The sequence below is a fragment of the Pantoea endophytica genome (genome assembly GCF_002858935.1).
Classification (GTDB): Bacteria; Pseudomonadota; Gammaproteobacteria; order Enterobacterales; family Enterobacteriaceae; genus Pantoea; species Pantoea leporis.
The window spans coordinates 191,698-202,702 of sequence record NZ_PJRT01000018.1 but is presented as its reverse complement, the minus strand read 5'-3'; the positions used below and the strand labels follow the sequence as shown (position 1 = coordinate 202,702).

The 11,005-nt window shown below is 54.3% G+C and carries 10 protein-coding genes and 2 tRNA genes; 9 read left to right on the top strand and 3 right to left on the bottom strand.

Annotated features, from left to right (window positions below; translation table 11 throughout):
- Nucleotides 1-43 precede the first annotated feature (43 nt).
- Nucleotides 44-120 (top strand) — tRNA-Asp (locus tag PZBJ_RS12875).
- A gap of 8 nt (nt 121-128) precedes the next feature.
- Nucleotides 129-204, top strand: a tRNA-Trp gene (locus PZBJ_RS12870).
- Between the two features lie 105 nt (nt 205-309).
- Here the strand turns inward: PZBJ_RS12870 and hdfR are convergent.
- Nucleotides 310-1,131 carry an HTH-type transcriptional regulator HdfR gene (gene hdfR, locus PZBJ_RS12865; RefSeq protein ID WP_008106614.1) on the bottom strand — a complete coding sequence of 274 codons (822 nt, stop codon included), beginning with the start codon at nt 1,129-1,131 and terminating at the stop codon, nt 310-312.
- Between the two features lie 121 nt (nt 1,132-1,252).
- Here hdfR and PZBJ_RS12860 point away from each other — a divergent pair, with 121 nt between their 5' ends.
- Nucleotides 1,253-1,591: a MaoP family protein gene (locus PZBJ_RS12860; RefSeq protein WP_008106616.1), complete on the top strand. Its 339-nt coding sequence runs from the start codon at nt 1,253-1,255 to the stop codon at nt 1,589-1,591.
- A 30-nt stretch (nt 1,592-1,621) separates the two neighbouring features.
- Here PZBJ_RS12860 and PZBJ_RS12855 read toward each other — a convergent pair whose 3' ends face one another.
- Complete coding sequence (locus PZBJ_RS12855) at nt 1,622-3,142, bottom strand: YifB family Mg chelatase-like AAA ATPase (RefSeq protein ID WP_101762785.1); 1,521 nt, start codon at nt 3,140-3,142, stop codon at nt 1,622-1,624.
- A 328-nt stretch (nt 3,143-3,470) separates the two neighbouring features.
- On the opposite strand from PZBJ_RS12855, the gene ilvL reads away from it, so the two are divergent.
- The 6 genes from ilvL to ilvA all read left to right on the top strand — a co-directional run bounded on the left by ilvL (nt 3,471) and on the right by ilvA (nt 10,031).
- A complete protein-coding gene (gene ilvL / locus PZBJ_RS12850; protein WP_071531048.1) occupies nt 3,471-3,569 on the top strand; it encodes an ilv operon leader peptide in 99 nt (32 codons plus the stop codon).
- 149 nt (nt 3,570-3,718) lie between these two features.
- Nucleotides 3,719-5,365, top strand: a complete 1,647-nt coding sequence (gene ilvG / locus PZBJ_RS12845) for an acetolactate synthase 2 catalytic subunit (protein ID WP_008106622.1) — start codon at nt 3,719-3,721, stop codon at nt 5,363-5,365.
- Nucleotides 5,362-5,619, top strand: a complete 258-nt coding sequence (gene ilvM, locus PZBJ_RS12840) for an acetolactate synthase 2 small subunit (protein WP_101762784.1) — start codon at nt 5,362-5,364, stop codon at nt 5,617-5,619. The genes ilvG and ilvM overlap by 4 nt, the downstream gene beginning before the upstream one ends.
- A gap of 18 nt (nt 5,620-5,637) precedes the next feature.
- The gene (locus tag PZBJ_RS12835; protein WP_007888821.1) at nt 5,638-6,567 is read left to right on the top strand and encodes a branched-chain amino acid transaminase; all 930 of its coding nucleotides are present in this window, start codon (nt 5,638-5,640) and stop codon (nt 6,565-6,567) included.
- A 62-nt stretch (nt 6,568-6,629) separates the two neighbouring features.
- Complete coding sequence (gene ilvD / locus PZBJ_RS12830) at nt 6,630-8,480, top strand: dihydroxy-acid dehydratase (protein WP_061719837.1); 1,851 nt, start codon at nt 6,630-6,632, stop codon at nt 8,478-8,480.
- Nucleotides 8,481-8,483: 3 nt separating this feature from the next.
- Nucleotides 8,484-10,031 (top strand): threonine ammonia-lyase, biosynthetic, encoded by a 1,548-nt coding sequence (gene ilvA, locus PZBJ_RS12825; protein ID WP_101762783.1) that lies wholly within the window; start codon nt 8,484-8,486, stop codon nt 10,029-10,031.
- On the opposite strand, the gene ilvY is transcribed toward ilvA, so the two are convergent.
- The gene (gene ilvY / locus PZBJ_RS12820) at nt 10,032-10,913 is read right to left on the bottom strand and encodes an HTH-type transcriptional activator IlvY (protein ID WP_008106630.1); all 882 of its coding nucleotides are present in this window, start codon (nt 10,911-10,913) and stop codon (nt 10,032-10,034) included.
- Between the last annotated feature and the right edge of the window lie 92 nt (nt 10,914-11,005).

Below are 11,005 nucleotides of genomic sequence, written 5' to 3'. Positions count from 1 at the left end.
ACCTGAAATCAGAACGATTGTCTGATATCAGTACAGAATCGGTGGAGCGGTAGTTCAGTTGGTTAGAATACCTGCCTGTCACGCAGGGGGTCGCGGGTTCGAGCCCCGTCCGTTCCGCCACCCTAATTAGGGGCGTAGTTCAATTGGTAGAGCACCGGTCTCCAAAACCGGGTGTTGGGGGTTCGAGTCCCTCCGCCCCTGCCAGAAAATAATCCTTTGCTTCGGCAAAGGATTTTTTTTGTCCAAAATTCGGCAGTGAAATGAGTTTGAGTTTCACTGTGATCCACTCAAACTCCCTCATTTATTATCTTATTGTGTCAAAACCGGATATTTAAGCAGCTGACGAATGTGACTTTGCTGATCGCTATTCTGCAGCCACACCGCATATAACGGTCGCACGGCGACGGGTGTATCTGGAATAACCATCAAATCACTATAAATGCCGTGCCAAAAATCAGGTAAAAAGGCACAAGCACCGGTGGTATGCAGTAATTCGCGTGTTAAATGTGCGGATGTGGTGGTTAATACGGGAACATCATCACTGGACAGATAACTTTCATGCTGATGAAAATCTGCGCCCCATTCCAGCTTGATATAGTCATATTTTTCACGCTTCTCGGTTTTACGCGCCCGGAATAATGCGAGCGAAATATGCCCTATTTGCTGGCTGGTTAACTCATCCATTTTTGGCGCTTCAGTTGTGATCAACAGGTCCAACTGACGTTCATGCAATTGCTTAACCAGTAAATGTCGCTGGGCGATACGTGCCTCGAGATGAAGGCTTTCGCGATTCTCATAAAGTGTTTGCAACCAGGGAGTTAAGTACGCTTCCCAAAGGGATGCGCTACCTCCTATTGAAAGCTCATGATGCTGTTGTGTATGCGAAACTTCCTTTTTGGCCATCAGCCAGGTGCTCATCAAGCTTTCGGCATAGGGTAATAAACGCTCGCCTGCTGAAGTCAGCCGGATGTTATTACGGTGACGAGTAAAAAGGTTTACGCCCAGCTGATTTTCCAGCTGACGAATGCGAAAACTAACGGCAGATTGCGTGAGGTAAAGCGCTTCAGCAGCACGCCCGAAATGGCGTGTTCTGCTCACTTCGAGGAAAGTTTTCAGTAATTCCGTATCCACTGCATTCTCCCAAAAATTGTTTGTCGTACTGATTTAAATGTTTTGTTTTACACTCTGTCAAGCCTATCTAATACTCCGCGCCATAAATAGCACGGCCATATGAGAGTCAGGAGCGTGTAAAATGGCGGATAGCTTCGCAACAACGAATCGTTTCTTTGATAACAAACATTACCCACGTGGTTTTTCGCGTCATGGTGATTTCACCATTAAAGAAGCTCAGCTTCTGGAGCGCCACGGTTACGCCTTTAATGAACTGGATCTCGCTAAGCGTGAACCCATTACAGAAGAAGAGCGTTCATTTTTAGAAGTATGTCGTGGTCTTCGTGAGCCACAAACGGAAGCTGAACGTGTATGGTCGAAATACACCGCACGTATCAAGCGACCTAAGCGTTTCCATACGCTATCTGGCGGCAAGCCGCAGATGGATACGGTGGAAGATTTTAGCGATAGCGATGATTAAGAATAGAGGGGCTTATATAAGCCCCGTTTTTTATTCCAGAGTCTTGTGCAGATAGATCATTAAGCGGTCGATACTGCGATATCCCACCGCTTCCTGCAAATGACTACGAGTAATCTGCTCTTCACCTGCTAAATCAGCGATTGTCCTGGCCACCTTTAAAATCCGCTGCCAGGCGCGTACTGAAAGCCCCAACGAATTCAACACTTCTTCCAGCCATTCAGCATCCTGTTGCTTCAATGGACACCAGCGTAAAATCTCTGGGTTAGAGAGATGAGCATTCACTTTTCCGCTGCGTGCTGTTTGAATCTTTCGTGCGGCGAGGACGCGAGTTAAAACTTCAGCGCTGCTTTCGCTGACTTGTTGTTTCTTACTTAGCGATCCACTGGGCAGAAGTGGGACCTCTAACGATAAATCAAAGCGATCGAGAAAAGGTCCTGATAACCGATTGAGATAGCGCAACACCTGCTGAGGTGATGAGCGATTATGGTTGCCCTGATAATGCCCGGTCGGGCTGGGATTCATCGCGCCGATCAATTGAAAGCGCGCGGGATACTTCACTTTAGCGCGCGTGCGTGAAATGGCGATTTCCCCGGATTCAATCGGTTCGCGCAAAGCATCAAGCGTTCTGCGCTCGAATTCTGGCAGCTCATCGAGGAATAACACGCCATTGTGTGCCAAGGAGATTTCTCCCGGCCGCGGCAAGGAGCCGCCCCCAACCAGCGCATAGAGTGATGAACTGTGATGAGGCGCTCTGAACGGCCGTTTGCGCCACTGATGATGGAGATTGCCACTGCTTACCAGACTGGCGATAGCGGCGCACTCCAGCGCTTCCTGGTCGTCTAACGGTGGCATGATACCGGGCAGACGCGTCGCTAACATGGTCTTGCCGGTGCCAGGCGGCCCAATCAGTAATAGGTTATGCCCGCCAGCTGCGGTGATCTCCAGTGCACGTCGGCCCTGATCCTGGCCAATGATATCGCTGAGGTCCTGCTTTTCCTGTTCAAGCGTTTCGGGCTGATAATGCGCGACAGTGAGAGTGGTTTTGTTATGGAGAAACGCACAGATTTCTACCAGATGTTTGCCAACCAGCGTCTCGCCTTGTTGAATCAACCCTACATCCTGTTGATTCTGTTCAGCTAACACCATTTGTCTGCCTGCTTGCAGTGCCGCCATCGCAGCTGGAATAGCGGCCTGAACGCCACAGAGCGCTCCGTTAAGTGCTAACTCCCCCAGGAATTCAAATTGCCCCAGTTTTGCGTCTGGCAGCTGCTCAGAGGCCGCCAGAATGGCGATAGCGATGGGGAGGTCATAGCGTCCGCCCTCTTTTGGCAGATCGGCAGGCGCCAGATTGATGGTGACGCGTTTCGCCGGGAAGGTGAACCCGCTATTGATAATCGCGCTTCGCACCCGTTCCCGCGCTTCTTTTACCGTGGTTTCAGGCAGTCCAACCAGCGTCAGGGCCGGCAAGCCGTTGCTGATGTGCACTTCCACCGTCACCAGCGGAGCCTGAACACCCAGCGCAGCTCGTGTTAATACCTTCGATAAAGACATAACCGCTCCTTGTTGTCCTTATCATCAAAGCAGCCAGACAGATGAACAATGGCTTACTGCTCAACTTCAGAGCCAGATTCCTTACATTCCCTGATAATTGCCGCTCTTTCACTGAAAATCAGAGCTTGATCGTAAACTCCAAATGAAGATTACGACGCGGGCGTTATGAATTTTTATCACAAATGTAAATAACCTTTTATTTACAATGTGATAACGGCGGGCCGCCAGCGGCATCATAAAATTTTCCAATGAAAATTATTGTCAACGACACGCTAACTATGGTAACTCTGTAGGTATTACTTCGAACAATCGAAAAAACAAACAACACATGAAAGCCCTTCTACAAGTGATTAGCCTAGTCGTGATTAGCGTGGTGGTGATTATTATCCCACCGTGCGGGGCATCGCTTGGAGAAAGAAAGGCTTAAAAATCAAGTCTGGAATTCCAAAAACCCCCGCACCGAAAGGTCCGGGGGTTTTTTTTTGACCAGGCTAAATATCAGCAAATTAGCGAGGAACAGATTATGAGCAGTAGCATAAAATTCTGTTGTTCCCCTAGGAATACAGGAGAATAACCATGACAGGTGCACAGTGGGTAGTTCAGGCTTTACGCGCGCAGGGTGTCGATACAGTGTTTGGCTATCCTGGCGGCGCAATCATGCCAGTGTACGATGCGCTCTACGATGGCGGCGTGGAACACTTACTGTGTCGTCATGAGCAAGGTGCGGTGATGGCTGCTATTGGTTATGCCCGCGCAACCGGCAAGACTGGCGTATGTATCGCCACGTCGGGGCCCGGCGCCACCAACCTGATCACCGGTTTGGCGGATGCGATGATGGATTCGATCCCGGTTGTGGCGATCACCGGCCAGGTATCATCGGCCTTCATCGGCACCGACGCCTTCCAGGAAATAGACGTTCTTGGTTTATCGTTAGCCTGCACCAAACACAGTTTCCTCGTTGAATCGCTTGATGATTTACCCTCAGTGATGGCAGAAGCTTTTGCCATCGCGCAATCGGGTCGTCCCGGCCCGGTACTGGTCGATATCCCGAAAGACATTCAGATCGCCAATGGCGAACTGACGCCTCATCTGCTGCCAGTTGAGGAAGAAATCAGCCACTCCGCGCAGCACATTGCAGAGGCGCGTGCATTGATGGCGCAATCGCATAAGCCGATGCTGTATATCGGTGGCGGCGTGGGTATGGCGCAGGCGGTTCCAGCCTTACGTGCCATGGCGCAGGAAACCGGTATCCCGATGGTTTCTACGCTGAAAGGTCTTGGTAGCGCGGATGCCAGCAGCGATCTTTATCTCGGAATGCTGGGCATGCACGGCACCAAAGCCGCTAACCTCGCGGTACAATCCTGTGATTTGCTGATTGCGGTTGGCGCGCGTTTTGACGACCGCGTTACTGGCAAGCTGGACACCTTCGCACCGCACGCCAGCGTCATCCATATCGATATCGATCCTGCCGAGCTGAACAAACTGCGCCGTGCTCACGTTTCACTGCAGGGCGATATGAATCAGGTGCTGCCGGCACTGAGCATGCCAATGCACATTGATGGCTGGCGCAAAGAAGTCAGCGCGATGAAAAGCGAGTTCGACTGGCGCTACGATCATCCAGGCGAAGCCATTTATGCGCCGTTGTTGCTGAAGCAGTTGTCTGACCGCAAAGCGGACAGCGCCGTGGTCACCACCGATGTAGGTCAACACCAGATGTGGGCCGCTCAGCACATGAGTTTCACCGCGCCAGAAAACTTCATCACCTCGAGCGGTCTCGGCACTATGGGCTTTGGCCTGCCGGCGGCGATTGGGGCGCAGGTAGCACGTCCGGAGGACACAGTGATCTGCGTGTCTGGCGATGGTTCTATCATGATGAACATTCAGGAGCTGGGCACCATCAAGCGCGGCAAGCTGCCGGTGAAAATTCTGCTGCTGGATAACCAGCGTCTCGGCATGGTGCGCCAGTGGCAGCAACTGTTCTTTGATGGTCGCTACAGCGAAACCATTCTGACCGACAACCCCGATTTCCTCACGCTGGCCAGCGCGTTTGATATCCCAGGCCAGCGCATTAGCCGTAAAGATCAGGTCGACGCCGCCCTCGATGCTCTGCTGAACAGTGAAGGTCCTTACTTCCTGCATGTTTCGATAGATGAGCATGAAAACGTCTGGCCATTGGTACCGCCAGGTGCCAGCAACGCAAACATGATGGAGAAAACCGCATGAATCAGCATCAATTGTCTATCGAAGCCCGTTTTCGTCCTGAAATATTGGAGCGCATTTTGCGTGTCGTGCGTCACCGTGGTTTCCAGGTGTGTGCGATGAATATGGCCACCGCGGTCAATGCGGAGAACATTAATATCGAAATGACCGTTGCCAGCCAACGCTCAGTCGATTTACTGTCTTCGCAGTTAAGCAAACTTATGGATGTCGCTTGCGTCGAGATCCAACAACAGACAACACAACAAATCCGCGCATAGTCGCCAAAGGAAAAAGCAATGAGTACGAAGAAAGCAGACTTTATTTGGTTCAATGGTGAGATGGTTAAGTGGGAAGACGCCAAGGTCAGCGTTATGTCTCACGCCCTGCACTACGGTACTTCTGTGTTTGAAGGCGTGCGTTGCTACGACTCACACAAAGGTCCAGTGGTGTTCCGCCACCGTGAGCATATGAAGCGTCTGCATGAATCCGCTAAAATTTATCGTTTCCCGATTAAAGCCAGCGTTGATGAATTGATGGAAGCGTGCCGCGAAGTGATCCGCGTGAACAAACTGAAAAGCGCTTATATCCGTCCGCTGGCCTTCGTGGGTGACGTGGGTCTGGGTGTGAACCCGCCAGATGGCTACACCACCGATGTAATCATCGCTGCCTTCCCTTGGGGTGCTTACCTGGGCGCTGAAGCGCTGGAAAACGGTATCGATGCCATGGTTTCTTCGTGGAACCGCGTTGCACCAAACACCTTGCCAACCGCCGCGAAAGCGGGTGGTAACTATCTCTCCTCTCTGCTGGTAGGCAGCGAAGCGCGCCGCCACGGCTATCAGGAAGGTATCGCGCTCGACACCAACGGCTATATTTCAGAAGGTGCTGGCGAAAACTTGTTCGAAGTGAAAGATGGCATTCTGTTCACGCCGCCGTTCACTTCTTCAGCGCTGCCGGGCATCACCCGTGACGCCATCATCAAGCTGGCGCAAGACATGGGTATTGAAGTGCGTGAGCAGGTTCTGTCGCGCGAATCCCTGTATCTGGCCGACGAAGTCTTCATGTCAGGTACTGCAGCGGAGATCACCCCGGTGCGCAGCGTCGACGGTATTCAGGTCGGCGAAGGTAAACGTGGTCCGGTCACCGGTCGTATCCAGAAGGCATTCTTTGGCCTGTTCACTGGCGAGACGGAAGACAAGTGGGGCTGGTTGGATCCGGTTAACGCATAACGAGATTTTTTGCGGGCGTCAGATGGCGCCCGCAACCTTATTATTACTGGAGTAAATAGAGCATGCCTAAGTACCGTTCCGCCACCACCACCCATGGACGTAACATGGCCGGTGCCCGTGCCTTGTGGCGCGCGACAGGAATGACCGACGACGATTTCGGTAAGCCGATTATCGCCGTGGTCAACTCATTCACCCAATTCGTACCGGGCCACGTGCACCTGCGCGATCTTGGCAAACTGGTTGCTGAGGAAATCGAAGCAGCCGGCGGCGTGGCCAAAGAGTTCAACACCATTGCGGTGGATGACGGTATCGCCATGGGTCATGGCGGCATGCTGTATTCACTGCCTTCACGCGAGCTGATTGCCGATTCAGTGGAGTACATGGTCAACGCGCACTGCGCCGATGCCATGGTATGTATCTCCAACTGCGACAAAATCACCCCAGGCATGCTGATGGCGTCACTGCGCCTCAACATTCCGGTGATCTTTGTGTCTGGCGGCCCGATGGAAGCCGGTAAAACCAAACTGTCTGATCAAATCATCAAGCTGGATCTGGTTGATGCAATGATTCAGGGTGCCAACCCGAACGTCAGCGATGCCGACAGCGATCAGATCGAACGTTCTGCTTGTCCAACCTGTGGTTCCTGTTCCGGTATGTTCACCGCCAACTCCATGAACTGTCTGACCGAAGCGCTGGGCTTGTCGCAGCCAGGTAACGGTTCACTGCTGGCCACGCACGCCGACCGTAAAGAGCTGTTCATCAATGCCGGTAAGCGCATCGTTAGCCTTACCAAACGCTACTACGAGCAGGATGACGTCAACATGCTGCCGCGTAACATCGCCACCAAAGCGGCGTTCGAGAATGCGATGACGCTGGATATCGCCATGGGCGGTTCCACCAATACCGTTCTGCACCTGCTGGCAGCGGCGCTGGAAGGCGAAATCGACTTCAACATCTCCGATATCGATCGCTTGTCTCGCAAAGTGCCGCAGCTGTGTAAAGTGGCGCCAAGTACGCCGAAATATCACATGGAAGATGTGCACCGTGCGGGTGGCGTAATCGCCATTCTCGGTGAGTTGGATCGCGCCGGTTTGATCGACACCAGCGCGCGCAACATTCTGCAGCAGAGCATGCGTGAAACTCTGGATCAGTACGACATCATGCTGACCAAAGATCAGGCGGTGAAGGATATGTTCCGCGCCGGTCCTGCTGGTATTCGTACCACCAAGGCGTTCTCGCAGAATTGCCGTTGGGACACGCTGGATGACGATCGTGCCGAAGGCTGTATTCGTACTCGCGAACACGCTTACTCGCAGGATGGCGGCTTAGCCGTGCTTTACGGCAACATTGCCGAAGATGGCTGCATCGTTAAAACCGCGGGCGTAGACAAAGAGATCCTCACCTTCAAAGGCCCGGCCAAAGTGTACGAAAGCCAGGACGATGCGGTTGAAGCGATCCTTGGCGGCAAAGTGGTAGCCGGCGACGTCGTGGTGATCCGCTACGAAGGACCGAAAGGCGGACCGGGCATGCAGGAAATGCTCTATCCGACCACTTATCTGAAATCCATGGGCCTCGGCAAAAGCTGCGCACTGATCACCGACGGTCGCTTCTCTGGCGGCACATCTGGTCTGTCGATTGGTCACGCCTCTCCAGAAGCGGCGAGCGGCGGCACCATCGCGCTGGTGAAAGATGGCGACATGATTGAGATCGATATCCCGAACCGTGGCATCAAGCTGGCGGTGCCGGATAACGAACTGCACGCCCGTCGTGAAGAAGAGCAAGCGCGCGGCGATGCGGCTTATACCCCGCACGGCCGCGTGCGTGAAGTCTCCTTTGCCCTGCGCGCCTATGCATCACTGGCGACCAGCGCAGACAAAGGCGCGGTGCGCGATAAGTCCAAGCTGGGAGGCTAACCGATGGCTGAGTCTCAACCGCTTTCCGCGACGCCAAACGGCGCGGAGTATTTGCGCGCAGTGCTGCGTTCACCGGTGTATGAAATTGCCCAGGTGACGCCGCTGCAAAAAATGGAAAAAATTTCATCGCGTCTTGGCAACACCATTCTGGTGAAGCGTGAAGATCGTCAGCCGGTGCACAGCTTCAAGCTGCGCGGGGCTTACGCGATGATTGCCGGGCTGAACGAAGAGCAAAAAGCGCGCGGCGTGGTCACGGCTTCGGCCGGTAACCATGCGCAGGGCGTGGCGCTCTCGGCCAGCACGCTTGGCATCAAATCACTGATTGTGATGCCGTTGGCCACGGCAGACATCAAGGTTGATGCAGTACGCGCATTTGGCGGTGAGGCTTATCTGTTTGGTGCCAACTTCGACGAGGCGAAAGCCAAAGCGATCGAGCTGGCGGAGCAGCAGGGTTACACCTTCGTTCCTCCGTTTGACCATCCGGCGGTGATCGCCGGGCAGGGCACGCTGGCGATGGAGTTGCTGCAGCAGGATGCGCATCTCGATCGCGTCTTCGTGCCGGTTGGCGGCGGCGGTCTGGCGGCGGGCGTGGCGGTGCTGATCAAACAGCTGATGCCGCAAATCAAAGTGATCGCCGTTGAGTCGGAAGATTCAGCCTGTCTAAAGGCCGCGCTAGAAGCAGGTGAGCCGGTCGATTTGGCGCGCGTGGGCTTGTTTGCTGAAGGCGTGGCGGTCAAACGCATCGGCAGCGAAACCTTCCGTCTGTGTCAGGAGTATCTCGATGACATCATCACGGTGGATAGCGATGCGATTTGCGCAGCGGTGAAAGATCTGTTCGAAGATGTGCGCGCCGTGGCGGAACCTTCTGGCGCGCTGGCGCTGGCGGGTATGAAGAAGTACATCCAGCTGCACGACATCAAAGGCGAGCGCCTGGCGCACGTGTTGTCGGGCGCTAACGTCAACTTCCACGGCTTGCGTTATGTCTCCGAGCGTTGCGAACTGGGCGAACAGCGTGAAGCGCTGCTGGCGGTCACTATTCCAGAACAGCAGGGCAGTTTCCTCAAGTTCTGTCAGACCATCGGCGGGCGTTCTATCACCGAGTTCAACTATCGTTATGCGGATGCGGATAACGCCTGCATTTTCGTCGGCGTGCGCTTAACGCGCGGGCTGGAGGAGCGCAGTGAGATCATCAGCCAACTCAGCGAAGCCGGTTATAACGTGGTGGATCTGTCGGATGATGAAATGGCCAAGCTGCACGTGCGCTACATGGTGGGCGGACGTCCATCCAAGCCGCTGCGCGAACGCCTGTTTAGCTTTGAATTCCCGGAAGCACCGGGCGCGCTGCTGAAGTTCCTGCAGACGCTGGGCGCGCACTGGAATATCTCGCTGTTCCATTATCGCAGCCACGGCACCGATTATGGCCGCGTGCTGGCGGCGTTTGAAGCCAACGATCAGGAACCGGATTTCGAAACACATCTCACCGCGTTGGGTTACGAATGGCATGACGAAGCGAGCAACCCGGCGTTCCGTTTCTTCCTCGCCGGGCAGTAACTACAGTTGGTGCCAGAACGCATTGATAAGCGGCTCTCCGAGCCGCTTTTTTTGTACGCAAACGCCGAGTTCCAGCGGTGCGACCGACTCCACATTCTCCAGCGTTAACACGCGATTGCGCACCGGTTCCGGGCTGTTCTCCAGCACCACATCCGGCAGCAGCGCAATACCACACCCCAGCGCCACCATCGACACAATCGCCTCATGCCCGGAGACCGTGGCATAAATCTGCGGATTGGGAATGCGCTGGCGACGGAACCATAAATCGATGCCGCGGCGTGCAGGTCCTTGTTCCGGCAGGATAAACGGAATCTGCGCCCAATCGGGTTGCTCCTGCGTCGCCTGATTGCGCACCGGACAAGGCAGCGCCGGAGCGATCAGCACCAGCGGAATCAGGCCCAGTGGCGTAAAATCTATGCTGGCCGGCAGCGATTCTGGGCGACCGGCAATGGCGAGATCGGCGTCGCCGGACTGCACCATCTCAATCGCATCGGCGGCATCACCGGTAGTAAGTTTGATCTCTACCTGCGGATGTTCAGCACGAAAGCGATCGAGAATCGGCGGCAGATGGCTGTAAGCGGCGGTCACCGAGCAGAACAGGCGCAGCTCGCCGCTCAGTGACGGGCCGTTGAGATCCATCACATGGCGTAGCTGCTGATATTGCAGCAACGTCTGCTGCGCAAACTGGCGCAGGCGCTCACCGGCTTCGGTTAGCGTGACGGTGCGGTTATCACGCAGGAACAGCGCGTGACCGACATCCTCTTCCAGGCGCTGAATCTGGCGCGAAAGGGTTGAAGGGCTGACGTGCATGGCACGCGCGGTGCGGCCAAAGTGGCAGCTTTCAGCCAGATGGAGGAAGAGTTTCAGGTCTCGTAAATCCATGCGCGTATCGCCTCAAGGTTATGTTGCAAATTATGCAATGTGACCTTGCTAATATATCAATTTAAGCAACGGATTTCCTGTCATATGATGGG

What these genes read in the sequence shown, in the direction of transcription:
- PZBJ_RS12860 (WP_008106616.1), top strand. Translation starts at nt 1,253, where the DNA reads ATGGCGGATAGCTTCGCAACAACGAATCGTTTCTTTGATAACAAACAT.
- PZBJ_RS12855 (WP_101762785.1), bottom strand. Translation starts at nt 3,142, where the DNA reads ATGTCTTTATCGAAGGTATTAACACGAGCTGCGCTGGGTGTTCAGGCT.
- ilvL (WP_071531048.1), top strand. Translation starts at nt 3,471, where the DNA reads ATGAAAGCCCTTCTACAAGTGATTAGCCTAGTCGTGATTAGCGTGGTG.
- ilvG (WP_008106622.1), top strand. Translation starts at nt 3,719, where the DNA reads ATGACAGGTGCACAGTGGGTAGTTCAGGCTTTACGCGCGCAGGGTGTC.
- ilvM (WP_101762784.1), top strand. Translation starts at nt 5,362, where the DNA reads ATGAATCAGCATCAATTGTCTATCGAAGCCCGTTTTCGTCCTGAAATA.
- PZBJ_RS12835 (WP_007888821.1), top strand. Translation starts at nt 5,638, where the DNA reads ATGAGTACGAAGAAAGCAGACTTTATTTGGTTCAATGGTGAGATGGTT.
- ilvD (WP_061719837.1), top strand. Translation starts at nt 6,630, where the DNA reads ATGCCTAAGTACCGTTCCGCCACCACCACCCATGGACGTAACATGGCC.
- ilvA (WP_101762783.1), top strand. Translation starts at nt 8,484, where the DNA reads ATGGCTGAGTCTCAACCGCTTTCCGCGACGCCAAACGGCGCGGAGTAT.
- ilvY (WP_008106630.1), bottom strand. Translation starts at nt 10,913, where the DNA reads ATGGATTTACGAGACCTGAAACTCTTCCTCCATCTGGCTGAAAGCTGC.